Genomic DNA, 21,182 nt, shown 5'->3' with positions numbered 1-21,182 from the left:
ACCACTTCGCCGCGCACGGTGCGCTGCATTTCGGTCACTTCTTCCGGACGCTCGTCCACCAGCAGCACGATCAGGTGCACTTCCGGATGGTTGGTGGTGATGGCCGTGGCGATCTGCTGCATCATCATCGTCTTGCCGGCCTTGGGCGGCGAAACGATCAGGGCGCGCTGGCCCTTGCCCTGCGGTGCCATCAGGTCGAGGATGCGGCCGGTGATGTCTTCGGAGGAGCCGTTGCCACGCTCCAGGGTGAAGCGCTTGCGCGGGAACAGCGGGGTCAGGTTCTCGAACAGCACCTTGTTCTTCGATGCTTCGATCGGCTCACCGTTGATGGTGTCCACGATCGACAGCGCGAAGTAGCGCTCGCCGTCCTTCGGGAAGCGGATGCGGCCGGACAGGTGGTCGCCGGTGCGCAGGTTGAAGCGGCGGATCTGGCTGGGCGAGATATAGGTGTCGTCCGGGCCGGCCAGGTAGCTGGCCTCGGCCGCGCGCAGGAAGCCGAAGCCGTCCGGCAGGATTTCCAGCACGCCGTCGGCGGCGACGCCGTCGCCGTGGCGGGTCAGCACCTTCAGCAGCGCGAAGATCACGTCCTGCTTGCGGGCACGGGCCACGCCTTCGGAGATCTGCAGCTGCTCGGCGATTTCCAGCAGCTTCTGCGCCGGCATCCGCTTCAGGTCGCTCAGCGAGTAGACCGGGAAGCCTTCCGGCACGCTCGGCATCGGGCGCGGCGCGTAGTTCTCGTTGCCGCCCTCGTTGGGCATGCCGTTGTCGTCGCGGAAGCGGTTGTTGCGGTCGCGGTCGCGGCGGTTGCGGAAACGGTCGCGGCGGTTGCCCTGGCCCTGCTGCTGGCCCTGGCCACCCTGCTGCCCGTTCGGGTTGTTGTGGCGCTGCGGGTTGTTGCCGTCACCGCGCGGCTCGCCGCCTTCCTGGCCGCCGGAGGCGTTGCCGGAAGTGGCCGGGCTGTCGTTGCCACCGGCAGCGGGCGCCGGGGCGGAAGATTCCTGGGCAACCGGAGCCGGCGTCGGTGCGGCGGGCGGCAGCGGCAGTGCGGGCTGGGCCGGAGCGGGGGCGGCGCCGGTATCGCTGCCCTCGGTGGCCTTGGCAACACGCGGCTTGCGCACGCGCTTCTCGACGGGCGCGTCGGGGCTCCCGGTTTCGGAAGGAGTGTTCTCGGACAAGTGCTTGATTCCTCTCGCTAAGACGTGCGAGCGCCCTGGGGGCGGCGAACTGGTTGGGAGTGATCCGGTCGAGAACCCGGCCGGAGGGTGCGGCATGCGAACGCTGCCGGATAGGACGACACTAACACCGCCGCGCGCGGGGGTGCAAGTTGCCCGGAAACCCTGTTGGGCCGCCGTATTGGCAAGGCCCGCATGGCCCGGCGGCGGAGCGCCACCGGGCCGCGTGGATCGATCAGGCCAGGGCCTTGTCGATCATCTGGCTCAGCTGGCCCTTGCCAACGGCGCCGATCTGGGTGGCCTGGATCTGGCCATCCTTGAACAGCAGCAGCATCGGGATCGAGCGCACGTGGTACTTCACCGCGGTGGCGCGGTTGTCGTCCACGTTCAGCTTGACGATCTTCAGCTTGCCGTCATAGGCGTCGGCCAGCTCGTCCAGCACGGGGGCGATCATCTTGCACGGGCCACACCATTCCGCCCAGAAATCCACCAGGACCGGTTCGCCGGACTGCAGGACGGCGCTGTCGAAGTCGGCGTCGCCGACGTGTAAAACCTTATCGCTCACTTGTGAGTCTCCTGGGTCAATGCGACTGTCGATGCCGGGTTGACCGTCGCATTGCGGTAAACTGGGTTATTGCGCGGACAAAAAGGGTACAGCCCAAGCCGCGCGACCCGGCGCAGGGGCCGCAGTGTGCGACGGTGCCCGTATTGATGCAAGCCGCCCGGCCACACTGGCCGCCTGGCACTACAAAGACAGAATAATGAGCGACAAACCGCTGACCGATGTGACGTTTTCCTCCTTCGAACTGCAGCCAGCATTGCTGGCAGGGCTTGAAGGAGCAGGGTTCACCCGCTGTACCCCGATCCAGGCGCTGACCTTGCCGGTCGCGTTGCCAGGCGGCGACGTGGCAGGGCAGGCACAGACCGGCACCGGCAAGACGCTGGCCTTCCTGGTGGCGGTGGTCAACCGGCTGCTGACCCGGCCGGCGCTGGCCGACCGCAAGCCGGAAGACCCGCGCGCGCTGATCCTGGCGCCGACCCGCGAGCTGGCCATCCAGATCCACAAGGACGCGATGAAGTTCGCCGCCGACACTGGCCTGCGCTTCGCGCTGGTCTACGGTGGCGTGGACTACGACAAGCAGCGTGAGCTGCTGCAGCAGGGCGTGGACGTGATCATCGCCACCCCGGGCCGCCTGATCGACTACGTCAAGCAGCACAAGGTGGTGTCGCTGCATGCCTGCGAGATCTGCGTGCTGGACGAAGCCGACCGCATGTTCGACCTGGGCTTCATCAAGGACATCCGCTTCCTGTTGCGGCGCATGCCCGAGCGCACCACGCGCCAGACCCTGCTGTTCAGCGCCACCCTCAGCCACCGCGTGCTGGAGCTGGCCTACGAGCACATGAACGAGCCGCAGAAGCTGGTGGTGGAGACCGAGAACGTCACCGCCGACCGCGTGCGCCAGCGCATCTACTTCCCGGCCGACGAAGAGAAGCTGCCGCTGCTGCTGGGCCTGCTCTCGCGCAGCGAAGGCGCCCGCACCATGGTGTTCGTCAACACCAAGGTGTTCGTCGAGCGCGTCGCGCGCGCGCTGGAGCGGGCCGGCTACCGCGTCGGCGTGCTGTCCGGCGACGTGCCGCAGAAGAAGCGCGAGAGCCTGCTCAACCGCTTCCAGAAGGGCCAGCTGGAAATCCTGGTCGCCACCGACGTGGCCGCCCGCGGCCTGCACATCGACGGCATCAAGTACGTCTACAACTACGACCTGCCGTTCGATGCAGAGGACTACGTGCACCGCATCGGCCGCACCGCGCGCCTGGGCGAGGAAGGCGATGCGATCAGCTTCGCCTGCGAACGCTATGCGATGAGCCTGCCGGACATCGAGGCCTACATCGAGCAGAAGATCCCGGTCGAGTCCGTCACCAGCGAGCTGCTGACCCCCCTGCCGCGCCCGGAGCGCGCGCCGGTGGAAGGCGCCGAGGGCGAGGAGAACGAAAGCGTGGGGGCCATCTTCCGCGAAGCCCGCGAGCAGAAGGCCGCCGACGAGGCCCGTCGTGGTGGTGGCCGGGGCGGCAAGCCCGGCGAGCGCCGTGGCGGTGGCGAGCGTGGTGCCGATGGCCGTCCGCGTCGTGAGCGCAAGCCGCGCGTGGAAGGCGAGCAGGCTGCCGCACCGAAGCCGCCGCGCCCGGACACCGCCGGCAGCGCACCGAATGCGTCGGGCACCCCGGCGGTGGAAGGCGAGCGCGCCCCGCGCAAGCGCCGTCGTCGTCGCCACGGGCGTCCGGTCGAAGGTGCCGAGGGCGTGGCCGCACCGGCCGTGGCCAATGCACCGGTGCAGGTACAGGCCAAGTCGATGCGCGGTGGCAGTGACAACGACTCGTTCCTGACCCGCCTGGGCCGCAAGATCCGCCGGATGCTTTCCGGCAGCTGACCGGCCCGGCCCGGGAACGCCGAGCCCTGCTCGGCGCAGGGCCGTGCGGGGATCCTGTGCCGGGCATGGCTCGGCACTACCGGGTGCGCTCCTGCATAATCGGCGGATGAGCGTCCTGCGTTTTGACAATGTCAGCAAACAGTACGCCGGTGGCCATCAGGCGCTGGCGGATGTCAGCTTCGAGGTGGCGGCCGGCGAGATGCTGTTCGTCACCGGGCACTCCGGTGCCGGCAAGAGCACCCTGCTCAAGCTGATCCACCTGAGCGAACGGCCCACGCGCGGCGCGGTGCTGTTCGGTGAGCGCAACCTGCTGAAGGTGCGTGGCGGCAAGGTCGCCCTGCACCGGCGCGAGGTGGGCGCGGTCTACCAGGACCACCGCCTGCTGGTGGACCGCAGCATCGGCGAGAACGTCGCCTTGCCACTGATCCTGCGCGGCGACCGCCGCGCCGATACCGCCAAGCGGGTGCGCTCGGTGCTCGAACGCATGGGCCTGGCGCACCGCGAGAAGGCCCTGCCCACCGAACTGTCGGCCGGCGAGCAGCAGCGCGTGGGCATCGCCCGCGCCATCGTGGGTGAACCGCGGCTGCTGGTGGCCGATGAACCCACCGGCAACCTCGACCCGACCCTGGCCGCGGAGATCATGTCGCTGTTCGCCGAGCTGCCCGGGCGGGGCACCAGCGTGCTGGTGGTCAGCCACGACCTGGCGCTGATCAAGCAGATGCGCAAGCGCGTGCTGATCCTGGACCACGGCAAGCTGGTCGATGACATCTCGCCGCACGAGCTGGCGGAGTGAGCGCAAGACGATGAGCAAACCCGCAAATACCGAAGCCGCCGCGCCGTCGCGCGTGCTCACCTGGTTCCGCCACCACCTGCACAGCGTGGTGTTCAGCCTTGGCCGCGCGCTGCGCAAGCCGTGGGCCACCGCCCTGACCGTGGCGGTGATGGCGCTGGCGCTGGCATTGCCGCTGGGCCTGTCCATCGCGCTGGACAACCTCAAGCATTTCGCCGGCAGCGTGCAGCAGTCGCGTGACATCAACCTGTTCCTGAAGCCCGAGCTGGACGCGGCCGCCGCGCAGACGGTGGTGGCCGCGCTGCGCGCCCGTGCCGAGGTGGCCGAGGTGGCCGTGCGCACCCCGGAAGAAGGCCTGGCCGAGCTGCGGCAGAGTGCCGGGCTGGGCGAGGCGATCGATGCGCTGGGCGACAACCCGCTGCCGACGCTGTTGATCGTCACCCCGGCCACGGGCGATGACGCCGCGTTGGCCAAGTCACTGGAAGCCCTGCCGGAAACCGACTTGGTGCAGCACGATGCGCTGTGGCGGCAACGGCTGGACGGCTGGTTGGCGTTCGGCGCACGGCTGGTGCAGGTGTTGTCGGTGCTGTTGGGCGTGGGTGCGGCGCTGGTGGTGGGCAACACCGTCCGGCTCGACATCCAGGCCCGGCGCGAGGAAATCGGTGTCCTGCAGCTGCTCGGTGCCAGTGACGGCTTCATCCGCCGTCCGTTCGTCTACCTGGGGGCGTGGTATGGCCTGGGGGCCGGCGCGGTGGCGCTGGGGTTGATCGGTATCTGCGGTCTGGCGCTGCGCCCGCCGCTGGCGACGCTGTCGCAGAGCTATGGCAGTCCCTTCGTGCTGCACGGGCTGGACCTGTTCCACTCGCTGATGGTGCTGGTGGCGACCACGATCCTGGGCTGGCTCGGGGCATGGCTGGTGACAGGCCACTTCCTCAGGCAGACTCGCCCGACTGAAACCTGAGGCAGGCATGGCGAAGCACGAACTCAAGCATCTGATCAGTGACGCCCCCCGGGTGATGGTGGTCGATGGCTCAAAACTGGTGCGGCGCCTGATCAGCGATGTGCTCACACGCGAGCTGCCCGACGTGGAGGTGGTGGGGTGCGCCAGCATCGCCGAGGCCCGCGCCGCGCTGGCGGCTGGCCCGGTGCATCTGGTCACCACCTCGCTGGCCCTGCCCGATGGCGACGGCCTGACCCTGGCGCGTAGCGTGCGCGACGCCGCCGGGCAGGCCTACGTGCCGGTGATCGTGGTGTCCGGTGACGCCCAGCAGCACCTGGAGCAGCGCCGTTTCACCGAATACGTCACCGACTATTTCGACAAGTCGCTGGGCCACGAGGCGTTGGCGGCCTTCATCCGTGGCTACGTGCAACCCGAGCCGGTGCCGGATGCGACCGTGCTGTACGTGGAGGACAGCCGCGTGGTGGCCGAGGCGACCAAGCGCATGCTGGAGCGGCACGACCTGCACGTGGTGCATGTGCTCACCGCCGAGGATGCGTTCTCGCTGCTGACCGCCGAATCGCTGGGCCGCACCCAGCGCGAGATCGACCTGGTGCTGACCGACGTGACCCTGAAGGGCGAGTTGAGCGGGCGTGACGTGGTCGAGCGGATCCGCATCGATTTCGGCTACGGCAAGCGCCGCCTGCCGGTGCTGGTGATGACCGGCGACGGCAACCCGCACAACCAGTCGGCGCTGCTGCAGTCCGGGGCCAACGACCTGGTGCAGAAACCCATCGAAGAACGCCTGCTGGTGACCAAGGTGCTGTTCCAGCTCCGGCTGGCGCGCATGGCCCAGCCGGCGGTGACGCTGTGAACCCGGAGCAGGCGGCGCAGATCCAGCTCGAGCCGAGCTGGAAGGCACAGATCGGCGACTGGCTGCTGCGTCCGGAGATGCGCGAGCTGTCGGCCTTCCTGCGCCAGCGCAAGGCGGCCGGCGCGCACGTGTTCCCGCCGGGCCCGCAGATCTTCGCCGCCTTCGACGCCACCCCGTTCGAGCAGGCCAAGGTGGTCATCCTTGGCCAGGACCCGTACCACGGCCATGGCCAGGCGCATGGGCTGAGCTTCTCGGTGCCGCCGGGCGTACCGGTGCCGCCGTCACTGCTGAACATCTACAAGGAGATCGAGGCCGACCTGGGCATCCCGCGCCCGGACCATGGCTGCCTGGTCCCGTGGGCGAAGCAGGGCGTGCTGCTGCTCAACGCCGTGCTGACGGTGGAGGAGGGCAAGGCCGGGGCCCACCAGGGGCGCGGCTGGGAAGGCTTCACCGATCATGTGGTGGATGTGCTCAACCGCGAGCGCGAGGGCCTGGTGTTCCTGCTGTGGGGCAGTTACGCCCAGCAGAAGGGCAAGGTGATCGATACCCGCCGCCACCGCGTGCTCAAGGCCCCGCATCCCTCCCCGCTGTCGGCCCACCGCGGCTTCCTGGGCTGCCGCCATTTCTCCCAGGCCAACGACTACCTGCAGCGCCGCGGGCAGGCCCCGATCGATTGGGGGCTGCCACCGCGGGCGGTGCTCGACGCCGCGCTCGCTGGCGGCTGAATCAGCGTGCTCCCTGTCATTTGACTGAGATGCCTGCTCTGGTAGGGTGTGGAGGATGGGGAAAGCAGCTGTTTGTGGCACCTATTCAGGCTGAAGGCCGGGTGTCGTGCCAAAAACAGAATGCTGGAACTTTTTCTGTACCGGTCAGTCCAATAGTTCTGACTGCTAAGATTGGGACACTATGAGCCTGCATACCTCCACTGCCCTTGTGGCAAACAATCTCCCGATTCCCAGTGCGCTCGGCTCGCTGGATGCCTACATCGGTGCCGTGCACCAGATCCCGGTGCTGTCGGTCGATGAGGAACAGGAACTGGCGCGTCGTTTCCGCGACGAGCAGGACCTGGATGCCGCGCGCGAGCTGGTGCATTCGCACCTGCGCTTCGTCGTGCACGTGGCCCGTGGCTACAACGGCTACGGCCTGCAGCTGGGCGACCTGATCCAGGAAGGCAACATCGGCCTGATGAAGGCGGTCAAGCGCTTCGACCCGGAAATGGGCGTGCGCCTGGTGTCCTTCGCCGTGCATTGGATCCGTGCCGAGATGCACGAGTTCATCCTGAAGAACTGGCGCATCGTCAAGGTCGCCACGACCAAGGCGCAGCGCAAGCTGTTCTTCAACCTGCGCAAGTCCAAGACCCGCCTGGGCTGGATGAACGCTGCCGAAGTCAGCGCCGTCGCCAAGGACCTGAACGTCTCCGAGCGTGAAGTGATGGAGATGGAGTCGCGCCTGTCCGGTCGTGACGTCGGTTTCGATGCGCCGTCCGACGAGGACGACGACCATGCACCGCCGTCGCCGGCCGCCTACCTGGTCGCACGCGATGAAGACCCGTCGCAGGCCTACGAGCGCGAGGACAGCGAGGACAACCAGCTGAGCCTGCTGCGCGAAGGACTGGCCAAGCTGGACCAGCGTTCGCGTGACATCATCGCCCGCCGCTGGCTGGATGCCGACAGCAAGGTGACGCTGCAGGAGCTGGCCGACGAGTACGGCGTGTCGGCCGAGCGCATCCGCCAGATCGAGGCGAACGCGTTGAAGAAGATGAAGGCACTGTTCGCCGCCTGATCAGGCGTTGAGGTGCACCGAAAAGCCCGGGGAAACCCGGGCTTTTTCGTGGGCGTTGGTGCGGGCGGACTCTTCCGGTGAAGCTCCCGGCCGAGCGTGGCCCGGCGCGACGGTGTAGATTCCGCGCTTGCATCCTGGAGGGAGAGAACGATGAAAGGTACTTGCCTGTGTGGCGCGATCGAAGTGATTGCCGGTGACGCGCACGTGCAGATCGGCCTGTGTCATTGCAGCATGTGCCGGCGCTGGTCCGGCGGGCCGTTCTTCGCGGTGCATTGCGATGACAAGGTGCGGTTCAACGGCGCCGAACCACGGCGCTACCGTTCCTCGGAATGGGCCGAGCGCGGCTTCTGCGGCGACTGCGGCACCCACCTGTTCTACCGGCTGGTGCCTGACGGGGAGTACTTCGTGTCGGCAGGGCTGTTCCAGCAGGCACCGCTGGAGCTGGTCAGCCAGATCTTCATCGACGAGAAGCCGCCGTTCTACGCATTGGCCAATGACACGCCGACGCTGACCGGCAAACAGGTGTTCGAGCAGTTCGCTGCCGGGCAATGAACCGGGCCGTGCCGGGCGATGCCCGGCACGGGGTTGTCGATGATGCACGGCGGGGCACGGCTCCGCTCTACCGGGGATCGGGCTTCCGGTCGTCGTAGGGGTTGCCCAGGATGATGCGCGCGCTGCGCTGGTAGCTCCAGTACGCCACGCCCCAGTTGAGCAGCACCACCAGGCGGTTGCGGAAGCCGATCAGGAAGAACACGTGCGCGGCCAGCCAGAACCACCACGCCAGCACACCGGACAACTGCAGCTTGCCCATGTGCACGATGGCGGCCATGCGTCCGATCGTGGCCAGGTTGCCCTGGTCGTTGTAGCGGAACGGGGCAGGGGGCGAGGCACCGTCCAGGCGTGCACGGATCACCTGGGCGACGTAGGCCCCCATCTGCTTGGCGGCCGGCGCCACGCCGGGCACCGGGCGGCCGTTGTCCTGCAGCAGCGCGGCCAGGTCACCGGCGACGAAGATCTCCGGATGGCCGGGGACGGTCAGATCCGGCTGTACCTGCACGCGGCCGGCGCGGTCCAGTGGCACGTCCAGCGTGCGCGCCAGCGGCGAGGCGGCCACGCCGGCGGCCCACACCACGGTGCGCGCGGGCACGTGCACGTCGCCGAGCTGGAAACCGAAGGCGTTGATGTCATTGACCGGGGTGCCGGTCAGCACCTCCACGCCGAGCCGTTCCAACTGCTCGCGCGCCTTCTGCGACAGGCGTTCCGGGAAACTGGACAGCACCCGCAGCCCGGCCTCGACCAGGCGCACCCGTGCCGACGCGGGGTCGATGTGGCGGAACTCGTTGCGCAAGGTGTGCCGGGCGATCTCGGCCAGGGTGCCGGCCAGTTCCACGCCCGTGGGGCCAGCGCCGACCACCGCGAAGCTGAGCCAGGCGGCTTTCTTCTCCGGGTCGTTCTCGGCCTCGGCACGCTCGAAGGCCAGCAGCAGCTTGCGCCGCAGCAGCAGGGCATCGTCCAGCGTCTTCAGGCCCGGCGCGTCGCCGGCCCACTCGTCGTGGCCGAAATAGGCGTGGGTGGCACCGCTGGCGACCATCAGCAGGTCATAACCGACACGGGTGCCGTCGCCCAGCACGACTTCGCGCTGTTGCTTGTCGATGGCGGTGACCTCGCCCAGGCGCACGTCGACATTGCGTTGCCGGCGCAGGATGTGGCGCAGCGGAGCGGCGATATCCGGCGAGGACAGCCCGGCGGTGGCGACCTGGTAGAGCAGTGGCTGGAACAGGTGATGGTTGCGGCGGTCGATCAGGGTGATGCGCAGACGGGCCTTGGCCAGGGCACGGGTGGCCCAGAGACCGGCAAAGCCGCCGCCGACGATGACCAGGTGGGGGACTGGGTCGTGTGGCATGTACGTTCTCCAGAAAGACCGGCATCGGGCCGGCCATTGGTGGGGGCAACGGGCGCTGTCGATGATGTCATGTGATGTGCGGACAACATAGATGGCCGATACTGCGGCTCAGTCTTTCGTCATGGAGCTGTGTCATGTCCGAGCCGGAGAAGCGGATTGCCCTGTTGATCGATGCCGACAACGCGCCTGCATCGAAGATCGATGAAATCCTGGTCGAGGTGGCGGCCTTTGGCGTGGCCAACGTGCGCCGTGCCTATGGCGACTGGAAGAACCCGCGCCTGAAGGGCTGGGAGCACGTGCTGCATGAGTTCGCGATCCGGCCGATCCAGCAGTTCGCCTATTCCAAGGGCAAGAACGCCTCGGACATGGCGATGGTGGTCGATGCGATGGACCTGCTGTACGCACGCAACCTGGACGGGTTTGCGATCGTGTCCAGCGATGCGGACTTCACGCCGCTGGTGATGCGGCTGCTGACCGACGGCGTGAAGGTGTACGGCTTCGGCGAGCAGAAGACGCCGGTGGCCTTCGTCAACGCCTGCTCCAAGTTCATCTACCTGGAAGCCCTGGGCAATGATCGCTCCGAGCCGCATGAGCCGAGCGCGGAGCCGGTGGCGGCCGCGCCGGTGCCGGCCGCGGCCAATGCCGGCGAGGGCGCGCCGAATGCAGCGCCCCCGGAAGCGGCCCCGATCACGCCGCGTTCCAGCGGCGAGTTGCGCGGTGACACGCGCCTGATCAACCTGCTGCGCGGCGCGGTGGAAGCCGCCGCCGACGAACAGGGCTGGGCGATGCTCAGCGCGGTGGGCAACCAGATTGCCAACCGCGCCTCGTTCGATTCGCGCAACTACGGGTATCGCAAGTTGAGCGACCTGATGAAGGCGACCGGGTTGTTCGAGGTCAAGAAGGACGGCAAGTCGTCGGCCGTGCGTGCAGCGCCGCGCAAGGCGAGCAAGGTAAGCAAGGCAAGTGCGAAGCGGGCCGAGGCGAAGCCGTGACAATCAGTTCAATGATGCAAAGCGAACACAACGGAGCAAGCGGATGTTGAAGATCTGGGGTCGGCGCAATTCAAGCAATGTGCGCAAGGTGCTGTGGTGTGCCGAGGAGATCGGCCTGCCGTACGAATCGATCGAGGTCGGCGGCGCTTTTGGTGGCACCCAGTCGCCGGACTACCTGGCGATGAACCCAAACGGGCTGGTACCGGTGATCGAGGACAACGGCCTGCCGGTGTGGGAGTCCAACGCCATCGTGCGCTACCTGAGCGCACGTTACGCGCTGGGCACCTTGTATCCGGAAGATGCCGCCGCGCGCGCGCAGAGCGAGAAGTGGATGGACTGGACCATCTCCAGCTTCGCGGTGGCGTTCCGCGACCTGTTCTGGGGCGTGGTGCGGACCGCGCCGGCCGATCGCGATGAAGTACGCATCGCGGCCGCGTTGCAGCGTTGTGGCGAGTTGTTGAAGCTGGCCGACGCCGAGCTTGCACGACAGCCGTGGCTGTCCGGCGAGCAGTTCGCGATGGGCGACATCCCGCTGGGCGCGTTTGCCTATGCCTGGTTCGAGATGCCCATCCAGCGGCCGGATCTACCGCATCTGGAGGCGTGGTATGCGCGGTTGAAGACGCGCCCGGCGTATCGGGCGGCGGTGATGACGGCGTTGACCTGAGCGCGCGGCCTTGGGCTTTTCCTGGGGCCCCTCTCCCGTTTCTTGCGGGAGAGGGGCTGGGGTGAGGCCAGCTTTCGGCGTTGCTTTCCGCGAGGACGAGGTGCTGCTGTGGGCTTCGGTTGAAGAGCAACCGCAACAGCGCCCCCATCCGCCCTCCGGGCACCTTCCCCCGCCAGCGGGGGAAGGGAAATTCCAAGTCCAAGTCCAAGTCCAAGTCCAAGGCCAAGGCCAAGGCCAAGGCCAAGGCCAAGTCCAAGGCCAAGGCCAAGGCCAAGGCCAAAGCCAAGGCCAAAGCCAAAGCCAAAGCCAAAGCCGAAAGCCGAAAGCCGAAAGCCGAAAGCCGAAAGCCAAAGCGGTTTGCCGGCGTTGGCTGCGCTTCCCGCTTTCCCTTCCTGAAAAAGAAACGGCAGCCGCCTGGTACCAGCGCGACTGCCGTGGAGGAGCGCCCCGCGCGCTCAGCGCGGAGGGGTGAGGCTTAGAACTTCCAGGTCAGGCCCATGTACAACTGGCGACCGGCATAGCTGTTGGACAGCAAGCGGGCCTTGGTGTCATTGCCCAGGTGGATGCGCTGTTCGGACTTGGTGGCGTTCAGCACCGAGGCGCTCAGCGTCAGGTCCTCGCGGATGTTGAAGGCCGCGTTGAGGTCCAGCTGGTCGTAGGGTTCGCTGTAGGCGTTGAAGCCGTTGTTCAGGTCACCCACCACTTCGCCGCGACGGTTGTATGAGGCGCGCGCCAGGAAGCGGGCGTTCTCGTAGAACACAGTGACGTTGGCCTGGTTCTTGGCGCTGCCGACCAGCGGCGACTCGCCGATGGTCTCCCCGTCGATCTCGACCGAGGCCATGTTGGTGTCGTTGTAGGTGTAGTTGGCCTGGATGCCCAGGCCGAAGCCGAAGGTGTACTGGCCGTAGAGCTCGACGCCCTGCGACACCGCGTCACGCCCGTTGGCATCGGTCTGGTAGTTCTGCACCGTCACCGTCTGACCGCCGACGTTCATGGTCACGTCGCGCTCCACGCCGATGGTGAAGTTCTTCACGTCCTTGCGGAACAGGCCGACACCGGCGACCGCGCCGGGCTTGAAGTACCACTCCAGACTCAGGTCGTACTGGATGGCTTCAAACGGGTCCAGGTTCTTGTTGCTGCCCGAGCCGTACCAGCCCGGGTTGGTGGTGCCACCGGTGACCAGGCGGTCGTTGCTGTACTCCTCGCTGTAGTAGCTCAGGCCGCCGGGGTAGGCGATGGAGGTATAGCTCGGGCGTGCGATGACCTTGGAGGCGGCGCCGCGCAGCACCAGGTCGTCGGTGATGTCCCAGGCGATGTTGAAGCTCGGCAGGATGTCCGTGTAGGTCTTGTCCAGCGAGGCCATCTCGTAGGACTTCTCGCGGGCAAGCCGGTCAGGCAGGCGGACCAGATCGTTCTCGCAGTTGTAGTCCTGGCCGGAGTTCAACAGTGCAGCGGCGGCAGGGTCGTTGCAGGACATCGGCGTGCCGGCGCTGTTGTCGGCCCAGTAGTCGATGAAGCGCTCGACCGAATCGCTGGACTCGGCATGCTGCTTGGTACGGGCCACGCGGATGCCGATGTTGCCGCGCACGCGCTCGGTGCGGAAGTTGGCCTGGAAGTAGCCGCTGTAGACCTTCTCGCCCACGTTGTAGACGAAGTCGTCCTCACGACGGCTCTGCGCCGCGCCATAGGTCCGGTTGAGGTAGTCGATGTAGGCCGGGTAGTTGATGCCCGGGAACACATTGGCATTGAAGCCGCCGGCGATGTTGCCGATCGGCTGGGACAGGAAGAAGCCAGGCTGGGCGACACCGGCGGTGGAATCACAACCGGCCTGGTAGCGCTTGCTGTAGTCACCCGGATCGGCACCCTGGCACACCCAGTAGGTGTTGCCGGTGTTGCGATGCACCTTGCCGTCGCTGTACTTGGCGCCGAACTGGAACGAATCCAGCCAGCCGCTTTCGAACAGCTTGGTGAAGTCGGCCTGGAAGTGGTTCTGCTTGATGCTGGTCTGCATCCAGGAGGAGTCGGTCGAACCGGTATCGACTTCGGCGACGCCATTCATGAGCTGCTGCTGCAGGTCCGGCGAGAACGTCGCCGACGGCGTGCCGGTGATGTCCCACGCGCTGTACTGGTTGCCGCTCTGCCACACGCCATCGACCTTGCGGCGTGGCTTGGCCGACATGCGGAAGCTCATCGACGGTCCACCCTCGGACCAGGTGCGGCCACCGGCGAAGCTGGCCTTCCACAACGGGCTGATGTCCCAGTCCACGCTCAGGTCGGCGGTCTGCGACAGCGCCTTTTCGCGGCTATAGGTGCCGGTCAGCTGCGGGGTGGGGATGGTGCAGTCATCCGGGCCCCAGCCACCGCCCGGAAGGCCTGCGGCTGCCGCCTCGTCCTCGCTGCAGATGTAGGTCTTGCCGGCCAGCTTCTGGTACTCGGCGCCGGTGACGATGGTGCCGCTGGGGTCCATGGTGAAGCCATTGAGCAGGCGGCCGCCTTCCCAGTTGCCGTCGCCGGCCACGCGCGCCAGGTTCCATTCCGGCACCTTGAGCATGTTCTGGGTGTAGTTGCCTTCCAGCTCGAAGCGGAAGTAGTTGGCGGTCATGGTGACGTTGTCGACCGGCTTGAACTGGAAGGTCAACTGGCCGCCGCTGCGCTCACGCTTCTCGTCCTTGACCGCGAAGTTCACCGAAGTCGGCATGAAGAAGCCGGAGTAGTGGCCGCCGTTCTGGTCGTAGATACCCGACCGGCCCCAGAACTGGGAGACGTCCTTCAACGGCCTGCCGTGGGCGTCGACCGGGGGATTGCGCGTGGTGCCGGCTTCGTTCCAGACATAGTCATGGCTGATGTTGCCATTGGCGTCGAGGCGATCGCTGTACCACTGCCAATCCTCGGTGCTGACTTCCATGGTACGGCTGCGGCGGTTCTGCTGGGTCGCGCCGATCAGCAGGCCGAAGCGTTCGTCCTTGCTGTGCCAGGAGTACATCGCCGACGCCTGCGGGTCGATGCCGCTGGTGGTGTCGGACGACGTACCCTCGATGCTGGCGAAGCCGGAGTTGGCTTCCATGTCCAGCGGGCGACGCGTGCGCAGGATCACCGTGCCGCCAATGCCGCCTTCTTCGATGCGGGCTTCCGGCGTCTTGTACAGCTCGGCGGCCGACAGCATGTTGGACGGCAGCAGGGTGTAGTTGAACGAGCGCGAAGCCTCGTTGTTGGTTTCCGAACTGGCGACGTAGTTGCCGTTCAACTGGGTCAGGGTGAGGTCAGGTGCCAGGCCGCGCACGCTGACGTTCTTACCTTCGCCGCCGCTGCGGGTGATGATCACGCCGGGCACGCGCTGCAGCGCGTCGGCGACGTTCTTGTCGGGGAACTTGCCCACGTCCTCGGCGGTGATCACCTCGACCACGGCGTTGGCATCACGCTTCTGTTCCAGGCTCTTCTCGATGGCGTAGCGGTAACCGGTGACGGTCACGCTGTCCAGCGTGGTGGCGTCGGGCTGCGTGGCAGCCTGTTGTGCGAACGCCGCGCCCGGTGCGATCGCGACGGCGAACAATGCAGCGGCAATGGCGGCGGACAATGCGTCGCGGCCTTGCATGCGGGTGATCTGTTTCATTCCACTCTCTCCCTCTCCTGGATTGAACTGGTAGCTGATACGGAAACTTGAATCGATCTAATTTTTGAAGCCGATTTCTTTTTGACGTTGCAGGTGTTGCCCGTGGCGTTGCCTCGGTCCTTTGCGCCTTTCACGATCAGGCAATCGCGACCGAGTCATTTGGATCGATCTAAACGATTGGCGGCAAATTTTTACCACAGCAGCCGGGTGCGACGCATGCTGCTGCGCAATATGAGCCGGGCCCGGCCGTCCGGGCCGATGTCGCGGCAGGGGGCTCAGGTCAGGGGCGTCCGGTCCGGGAGGGGGCGGGCACCGGGTGAGGCGTGGGGCGATCCGCAGGCGCAATGGTGCGCCGCAGAATGCAAGTCCAGAAAATCTCGTGTTCTACTTAAATCGATCTAAATTTGCAGGAGGGCGGACCTGCACCGATTGAAATGCTGGTTTTCCTGCCTTCATGGCGGGCTGATCGGCAGCTGATCGATGCCGTTTTCCACCTGATCGCCGCCGCTGGGCTTTTCCATCGGCAGCCACCTGCCCGCTTGTTGAGGCCGACTCTCTCCCCCGTCCTGCCGACGGACGGGCCGGCCTCACAGGCCCGGCTTCGGCCGGGCCAACCTGACGACGCCGTACCGACATCGACCCAAAGGATCCATCGCATGAGCCGATTGCCGTCTGTTTCCTCCCGCCTGATCCGGCCACGGCCGCTGGCGCGCCTGGCCTGCGTGCTGGCCTTGTCCGTGGTCCCGCTGCTGCAGGCCGCGCCGGTGGCGCTGGAGCGCGAGGTCAACACCTTCATCGGCAGCAAGGACGACGGCAATACGTTCCCGGGCGCGTCGGCCCCGTTCGGCCTGATCCAGGTCAGCCCGATCGGCAGCCACTACTCGGGCTGGCGCTACGACGACGAGAAGATCCGCGGCTTTGGCCACTCCTTCATCTCCGGCGCCGGCTGCTGGGAACAGGGCGGGCAGGTCTCGGTCCTGCCGGTGACCGGCAGCATCGGTCCGGGCGGCGACTTCGACACCCGCGATGCCAAGCGCTTCGACCACAAGAGCTACGCCTCGGCCTATGCGCACGACGGCGAAGTGGGCCAGGCCGGCTACTACAAGGTGCGCCTGACCGACTACGGCGGCATCGACGTGGAGACCACCGCGCGCACCCGTGCCGCGGCCGAGCGGTATACGTTCACCGCCGGCAGCGGGCTGGGCCATGTGCTGGTCAACGTCGGCCAGGCCAACGAGCGCCACTCGGTGATCGGCAGCGTCGTCGACGTGGTCGGCGATCGCGCGGTGGAGGGCAAGCTGGTGACCAAGAGCTTTTGCGGCGGACACCAGTACACGACGTGGTTCCGCATCGAGTTCGACCGCCCGTTCAAGGCGCATGGCACCTGGGGCGAGAACGGCGGCCTTCCCGATGCGCGACACAGCATGGAAGGCGAACTCAAGCCCAATGGCGCCTGGTTGAGCTTCGACCTGGCCGATGGTCGCAGCGTGACCGCCACCAGCGCGATCTCGCACGTGGACGCCGAGGGCGCGCGCAACAACCTGCGCGCCGACGGCAAGCAGGGCGACCGCCTGCTCGGCTTCGATCGCATGCGCGCGCTGTCGCAGCAGAGCTGGCGTGAGCAGCTGGACAGCGTGCGCGTCCAGGGCGCCAGTGCCGATGACCGCGTGGTGCTGTACACCGCGCTGTACCACGCGCTGTTGCAGCCGATGACCGGCAGTGACGCCGATGGGCGCTATCGCGGCTACGACGATGCGATCCACCGTGCCGATGGCTGGACCTACTACGAGTACTTCTCGCTGTGGGACACCTACCGCTCGCAGAACCAGTGGCTGGCGCTGACCCGCCCGGACGTGGCACGGGACATCGCGCGCAGCGTGCTGGCCATCGATGCGCAGGGTGGTTGGCTGCCGCGCTGGGGCTACGCCAACTTCGAGACCAACGTGATGACCGGTGACCCGGTGACGCCGTTCCTGGTCGACCTGTGGCGTTTCGGTGCATTGACCGGCCGCGAGGCCGAGGCCTGGACTGCACTGCGTCGCAATGCGTTCTCGATGCCGCCGATCAACTCGCGCCATGCCGGCCGCTCGGGCAATGCCACCTATCTTGCCGACGGGTATGTCGCCTATGACCGCGCATTCCCGTCCAGGGGCATGGACGTGGACCCGCACCACGGCGGCTCGGCCACGCTGGAATACGCCTTGGCCGATTGCGCGCTGGCACAGATGGCCGATGGCCTGGGCCATGCCGACGATGCGCAGGTGCTGCGCGTCCGTGGCGGCAACTGGCACAAGGTGTGGGACGCCGACGTGCGTGATGCCGAGGCCGGCTTCAGTGGCTTCCCGCGTCCGCGCGCCGAAGGCGGCCAGTGGTACACGCCGGCCGATGGCCATTACAGCCCGCGCTCGCAGCATGGCTTCCACGAAGGCACCGCCTGGCAGTACCAGTGGCTGGCGCAGCAGGACATCCCGGGCCTGGTGACGGCGATGCATGGCCGTGAGGAGGCCGGTCGCCGGCTGGATGCGTTCTTCGCCTATGACGAACTGCTCAAGTCGCCGCAGACCGCCGCGCGCAAGGAATGGGTGGTCGGGCCGTACAGCTACTACAACCAGTACCGCTACAACCCCAACAACGAACCGGACCTGCATGCACCGTGGATGTACACGCTGATCGGCCAGCCGTGGAAGACGGCCACCGTGGTGCGCGCCGCGCAGCAGTTGTTCACCAACGCGCCCAACGGCGTGACCGGCAACGACGACCTGGGCACGATGTCGGCCTGGTATCTGTTCAGTGCCCTGGGGCTGTATCCGGCGGTGCCGGGTACGGGACAGTTCCTGCTGCATTCGCCCCGCTATTCCAGCGCTGAAATCAATCTCGGCAACGGAAAGCGACTGCAGCTGAGGGCACAGCGTGCCGATGCCAATCGCTTGCAGTACATTCACGCCGTCCAGTTCGAGGGCAAGCCGCTCAACACGGTGTGGCTCGACTGGGAGCGGCTGAGCAAGGGTGGGACGGTGGAGTTCCAGCTGGGCGAAGACGTTCCGACGCAGGGCTGGGGTACGGCCATTGCGGATCTGCCGGTGTCCTATTGCGCCACGCCGGGCAGTGAAATGAAGTGAGCTGCTGCGACGCCGTTGCCAGTGGGTTCGGGCAGGGCGCGTCGACGCGCTGCCCCGATCCTTTAGGATTTTTGCGAATCGAGCCGTCAGCCTGAGCCATGAACGATAAGAAACCCGCCGCCAGCCAGCGCGCCGGCAAGGAAGCAAAACGTGCGGTGACCGTGACCGACATCGCCCAGGCGGTGGGCGTGTCACGTGCGACGGTGTCGCTGGTGCTGCGTGGCAGCCCGCTGGTCAACGTGGACACGCGCGCCAAGGTGGAGGCGGAGCTGCGTCGCCAGCGCTACGTATACAACCGCACCGCGGCCAACCTGCGTCGCCGCACCTCCTCCTCGATCGCGCTGGTGATCAACGACCTGTCCAACCCGTTCTTCGCCGAATTCGCTTCCGGCGTGGACGAAGCCCTGGGCGAGAAGGGGTATGTCACGCTGCTGGGCAGCACCTCCGAGTCGCCGGCCCGGCAGCAGGCGGTGCTGTCCACGCTGATGGAACACACCCCGACCGGCTTCATCCTGTCGCCGGCCGAAGGCAGCGACACCCAGGCGCTGCGCCAGGTGCTCGGCGTCAACGCCAACGTGCTGCTGTTCAACCGCGAGCTGGAAGGCGCCGACTGGGACTTCCTGACGATGGACAACCAGAACGGTGCCTACCTGGCCACCCGCCACCTGATCGAGCAGGGCCATCGCGACATCGCATTCTTCGGCGGGCATGCCGCGTCGAGTTCGTGCCACCAGCGCCGCATCGGTTACCAGCGTGCGCTGTCCGAAGCAGGCCTGGATCTGCGCCAGGACTGGCTGATCGAATCGGCACCGAACCGCCTGGAGGCCGCCGCACGCACCGGCGAGCTGTTCGAGGGTGGCCAGCGTCCCAGCGCCGCGGTCTGCTACAACGACACCGTCGCCCTCGGCCTGATGCTGGGCCTGACCTCGCGCGGCATCCGCCCCGGCGCCGACTTCGCGGTGACCGGCTTCGACGACATCTCCGAAGCATCGGTGGCGGTCCCGCCGCTGACCACGCTGACCGCCGACCCGCGCGAGCGTGGCCGGCAGGCGGCGTCGCTGTTGCTGCAGCGCCTGGACAACCCTGACGCGGCTCCGATGCGCGTGGTCGCGCCGGTGCAGCTGCGTGTCCGTGAGAGCAGCGCGGCGTTGCCACGCTGACCGCCCCCTTCCACCGCATCCACCGCAAGGCGCCTTCCCATGCCGACACTTCCTCCATCCCCGCTGAGATCCACAGCTGCAGCACCGGTGGTCAACACCAAGGTGGCGCTGGCGGTGGTCACCACGATCTTCTTCATGTGGGGCTTCCTGACCTGCCTCAATGACATCCTGATCCCGCACCTGAAGAGCGTGTTCCAGCTCAACTTCGCGCAGGCGATGCTGGTGCAGTTCACCTTCTTCGGCGCGTACTTCCTGATGTCGTTGCCGGCCGGTCGGCTGGTCGCGCACGTGGGCTACAAGCAGGGCATCGTGATCGGTCTGGTGATCGCCGGCATCGGCGCCATCGGCTTCTGGCCGGCGGCGGAACTGCGCGTGTATGGCGCGTTCCTGACCGCGTTGTTCGTGCTGGCCACCGGCATCACCGTGCTGCAGGTGGCGGCCAACCCGTACGTGGCGCTGCTGGGCCCGGAGCGCACCAGTTCCAGCCGGCTGACGTTGGCGCAGGCGATGAACTCGCTCGGCACCACGCTGGCGCCGTACTTCGGTGGCGTGCTGATCCTGTCCAACACGGTCAAGACCACCGACCAGATCGCGGTGCTGCCGGACGCCGAGCGCGCGGCGTACTTCGCCCACGAGGCCAGTGCGGTGCAGGGGCCCTATCTGGGCTTGGGCATCTTCCTGTTCCTGCTGGCGGTGTTCGTGTTCCTGTTCCGCCTGCCCCGGCTCACCGAGACCACCGAGAAGGCCGACGCGGGCTCGCACACCTGGGCCGACGTGTTGCGCCATCGTCACCTGGTGCTGGGGGTGCTCGGCATCTTCTTCTACGTGGGTGCGGAAGTGGCGGTTGGCAGCCTGATGGTCAACTATTTCTCGCTGCCGGAGATCGGTGGCATCACCGAGGCACAGGCCTCGAAGTACCTGATGGCGTACTGGTTCCTGGCGATGGTGGGACGCTTCGCCGGCTCGGCGCTGATGGTCAACCTGTCACCGCGCAAGCTGCTGGCGATCTTCGCGACGGTGAACATCGCGCTGCTGGTGATCACCATGAGCAACACCGGCATGCTCGCGGTGTACAGCCTGATCGCCATCGGCCTGTTCAACTCGATCATGTTCCCGACCATCTTCGCGCTCAGCATCGAGGGCCTGGGGCCACTGACCAGCAAGGGGTCGAGCCTGCTGATCATGGCCATCGTCGGTGGTGCGATCGTGCCGTACCTGCAGGGCCAGCTGGCGGATCGCATCGGTCTGCACCATTCGTTCGTGCTGCCGCTGCTGTGCTACGGCTACATCATCTTCTATGGCCTGTTCGGTGCCCGCCGCGGCGCGGCCGCCACTGGGGCCGCATGAGACAGCCATGAGTACTCCCCGCATGCCATCTCCGTGCGCCAACCGCTCCGGCCCCCGCCAGGACGGGGCAGGGCCCGGTTCCCCCTATACCTCCGTTGCCGGCGCGTGGTCCGGTGACGAGGGTTCCGTGCCGCAGCGCGGCCATCCGCTATCCCATGGCAGGACGGGCATGTCGCCCGCCGCCGTCATCGCCCAAGGAGACTGAGGCCAGATGGGCAAGATTGTTTGTTTCGGCGAAATTTTGATCGATCTACTCGCGCAGCCGCCGGCCACGCCGGATACCCCGCGCGCGTTCCTGCAGTACGCCGGTGGTGCGCCGGCCAACGTCGCGGTGGCCGCCGCGCGGCTGGGTGCCAGCAGCCATTTCGCCGGCATGCTGGGCCGCGACATGTTTGGTGACTTCCTC

Annotated in this window: 18 protein-coding genes; 14 read left to right on the top strand and 4 right to left on the bottom strand. The window is 66.9% G+C overall.

Annotation, left to right across the window (positions count from 1 at the left end; genetic code table 11):
• Both VA603_RS11865 and trxA read right to left on the bottom strand, forming a co-directional pair.
• The coding region (locus tag VA603_RS11865) for a Rho termination factor N-terminal domain-containing protein (protein WP_323438971.1) at positions 1–1,175 on the bottom strand (1,175 nt) is incomplete at its 3' end.
• Positions 1,176–1,407: 232 nt separating this feature from the next.
• On the bottom strand, positions 1,408–1,737 hold the full coding sequence (gene trxA / locus VA603_RS11860; RefSeq protein ID WP_132865896.1) for a thioredoxin TrxA: 330 nt from the start codon (positions 1,735–1,737) through the stop codon (positions 1,408–1,410).
• Positions 1,738–1,933: 196 nt separating this feature from the next.
• On the opposite strand from trxA, the gene rhlB reads away from it, so the two are divergent.
• From rhlB to VA603_RS11825, 7 genes are all read left to right on the top strand, one after another.
• Positions 1,934–3,598, top strand: coding sequence for an ATP-dependent RNA helicase RhlB (gene rhlB, locus VA603_RS11855; RefSeq protein ID WP_192287861.1), 1,665 nt, complete (start codon positions 1,934–1,936; stop codon positions 3,596–3,598).
• A 106-nt stretch (positions 3,599–3,704) separates the two neighbouring features.
• Positions 3,705–4,391: a cell division ATP-binding protein FtsE gene (gene ftsE / locus VA603_RS11850; RefSeq protein ID WP_132865894.1), complete on the top strand. Its 687-nt coding sequence runs from the start codon at positions 3,705–3,707 to the stop codon at positions 4,389–4,391.
• A gap of 10 nt (positions 4,392–4,401) precedes the next feature.
• Entirely contained in the window at positions 4,402–5,349 is a 948-nt protein-coding gene (ftsX, locus tag VA603_RS11845; protein WP_323438970.1) for a permease-like cell division protein FtsX, read from the top strand.
• 7 nt (positions 5,350–5,356) lie between these two features.
• Positions 5,357–6,199 carry a response regulator gene (locus VA603_RS11840; protein ID WP_165931219.1) on the top strand — a complete coding sequence of 281 codons (843 nt, stop codon included), beginning with the start codon at positions 5,357–5,359 and terminating at the stop codon, positions 6,197–6,199.
• A complete protein-coding gene (gene ung / locus VA603_RS11835) occupies positions 6,196–6,924 on the top strand; it encodes a uracil-DNA glycosylase (protein WP_323438969.1) in 729 nt (242 codons plus the stop codon). The genes VA603_RS11840 and ung overlap by 4 nt, the downstream gene beginning before the upstream one ends.
• A gap of 181 nt (positions 6,925–7,105) precedes the next feature.
• Complete coding sequence (rpoH, locus tag VA603_RS11830; RefSeq protein WP_192287858.1) at positions 7,106–7,981, top strand: RNA polymerase sigma factor RpoH; 876 nt, start codon at positions 7,106–7,108, stop codon at positions 7,979–7,981.
• Between the two features lie 150 nt (positions 7,982–8,131).
• Positions 8,132–8,533, top strand: coding sequence for a GFA family protein (locus tag VA603_RS11825; RefSeq protein WP_132865890.1), 402 nt, complete (start codon positions 8,132–8,134; stop codon positions 8,531–8,533).
• A gap of 67 nt (positions 8,534–8,600) precedes the next feature.
• Here the strand turns inward: VA603_RS11825 and VA603_RS11820 are convergent, their stop codons facing one another.
• Complete coding sequence (locus VA603_RS11820) at positions 8,601–9,884, bottom strand: NAD(P)/FAD-dependent oxidoreductase (RefSeq protein WP_323438968.1); 1,284 nt, start codon at positions 9,882–9,884, stop codon at positions 8,601–8,603.
• Between the two features lie 134 nt (positions 9,885–10,018).
• Between VA603_RS11820 and VA603_RS11815 the strand changes: the two genes are divergently transcribed.
• The 3 genes from VA603_RS11815 (at position 10,019) to VA603_RS11805 (ending at position 12,019) form a co-directional block, all read left to right on the top strand.
• Positions 10,019–10,876, top strand: a complete 858-nt coding sequence (locus tag VA603_RS11815; RefSeq protein WP_323438967.1) for an NYN domain-containing protein — start codon at positions 10,019–10,021, stop codon at positions 10,874–10,876.
• Between the two features lie 43 nt (positions 10,877–10,919).
• A complete protein-coding gene (locus VA603_RS11810; protein WP_323438966.1) occupies positions 10,920–11,540 on the top strand; it encodes a glutathione S-transferase family protein in 621 nt (206 codons plus the stop codon).
• 119 nt (positions 11,541–11,659) lie between these two features.
• Positions 11,660–12,019 carry a hypothetical protein gene (locus VA603_RS11805; RefSeq protein WP_323438965.1) on the top strand — a complete coding sequence of 120 codons (360 nt, stop codon included), beginning with the start codon at positions 11,660–11,662 and terminating at the stop codon, positions 12,017–12,019.
• Here the strand turns inward: VA603_RS11805 and VA603_RS11800 are convergent.
• Entirely contained in the window at positions 12,016–15,150 is a 3,135-nt protein-coding gene (locus VA603_RS11800; protein WP_323438964.1) for a TonB-dependent receptor, read from the bottom strand. The genes VA603_RS11805 and VA603_RS11800 overlap by 4 nt on opposite strands.
• 656 nt (positions 15,151–15,806) lie before the next feature.
• Here VA603_RS11800 and VA603_RS11795 point away from each other — a divergent pair.
• From VA603_RS11795 to VA603_RS11780, 4 genes are all read left to right on the top strand, one after another.
• On the top strand, positions 15,807–18,269 hold the full coding sequence (locus tag VA603_RS11795) for a GH92 family glycosyl hydrolase (RefSeq protein WP_323438963.1): 2,463 nt from the start codon (positions 15,807–15,809) through the stop codon (positions 18,267–18,269).
• Positions 18,270–18,367: 98 nt separating this feature from the next.
• Positions 18,368–19,429: a LacI family DNA-binding transcriptional regulator gene (locus VA603_RS11790; protein ID WP_132865885.1), complete on the top strand. Its 1,062-nt coding sequence runs from the start codon at positions 18,368–18,370 to the stop codon at positions 19,427–19,429.
• 63 nt (positions 19,430–19,492) lie between these two features.
• Entirely contained in the window at positions 19,493–20,776 is a 1,284-nt protein-coding gene (fucP, locus tag VA603_RS11785) for an L-fucose:H+ symporter permease (RefSeq protein ID WP_425603701.1), read from the top strand.
• Between the two features lie 211 nt (positions 20,777–20,987).
• Positions 20,988–21,182: PfkB family carbohydrate kinase (locus VA603_RS11780; RefSeq protein ID WP_323438961.1), on the top strand; the 195-nt coding region annotated here is incomplete at its 3' end.

Origin of the sequence: Stenotrophomonas capsici, from assembly GCF_034961085.1 — a bacterium.
GTDB classification, from domain to species: Bacteria; Pseudomonadota; Gammaproteobacteria; order Xanthomonadales; family Xanthomonadaceae; genus Stenotrophomonas; species Stenotrophomonas capsici.
This window is presented reverse-complemented; position numbering and strand designations above follow the sequence as displayed.

Excerpts from the sequence above, each read along its gene's own strand:
- VA603_RS11800 (WP_323438964.1), bottom strand. The coding sequence starts at position 15,150 with ATGAAACAGATCACCCGCATGCAAGGCCGCGACGCATTGTCCGCCGCC.
- VA603_RS11825 (WP_132865890.1), top strand. The coding sequence starts at position 8,132 with ATGAAAGGTACTTGCCTGTGTGGCGCGATCGAAGTGATTGCCGGTGAC.
- VA603_RS11820 (WP_323438968.1), bottom strand. The coding sequence starts at position 9,884 with ATGCCACACGACCCAGTCCCCCACCTGGTCATCGTCGGCGGCGGCTTT.
- ftsE (WP_132865894.1), top strand. The coding sequence starts at position 3,705 with ATGAGCGTCCTGCGTTTTGACAATGTCAGCAAACAGTACGCCGGTGGC.
- VA603_RS11795 (WP_323438963.1), top strand. The coding sequence starts at position 15,807 with ATGAGCCGATTGCCGTCTGTTTCCTCCCGCCTGATCCGGCCACGGCCG.
- VA603_RS11815 (WP_323438967.1), top strand. The coding sequence starts at position 10,019 with ATGTCCGAGCCGGAGAAGCGGATTGCCCTGTTGATCGATGCCGACAAC.
- rhlB (WP_192287861.1), top strand. The coding sequence starts at position 1,934 with ATGAGCGACAAACCGCTGACCGATGTGACGTTTTCCTCCTTCGAACTG.
- VA603_RS11840 (WP_165931219.1), top strand. The coding sequence starts at position 5,357 with ATGGCGAAGCACGAACTCAAGCATCTGATCAGTGACGCCCCCCGGGTG.
- VA603_RS11810 (WP_323438966.1), top strand. The coding sequence starts at position 10,920 with ATGTTGAAGATCTGGGGTCGGCGCAATTCAAGCAATGTGCGCAAGGTG.
- rpoH (WP_192287858.1), top strand. The coding sequence starts at position 7,106 with ATGAGCCTGCATACCTCCACTGCCCTTGTGGCAAACAATCTCCCGATT.
- ftsX (WP_323438970.1), top strand. The coding sequence starts at position 4,402 with ATGAGCAAACCCGCAAATACCGAAGCCGCCGCGCCGTCGCGCGTGCTC.
- VA603_RS11790 (WP_132865885.1), top strand. The coding sequence starts at position 18,368 with ATGAACGATAAGAAACCCGCCGCCAGCCAGCGCGCCGGCAAGGAAGCA.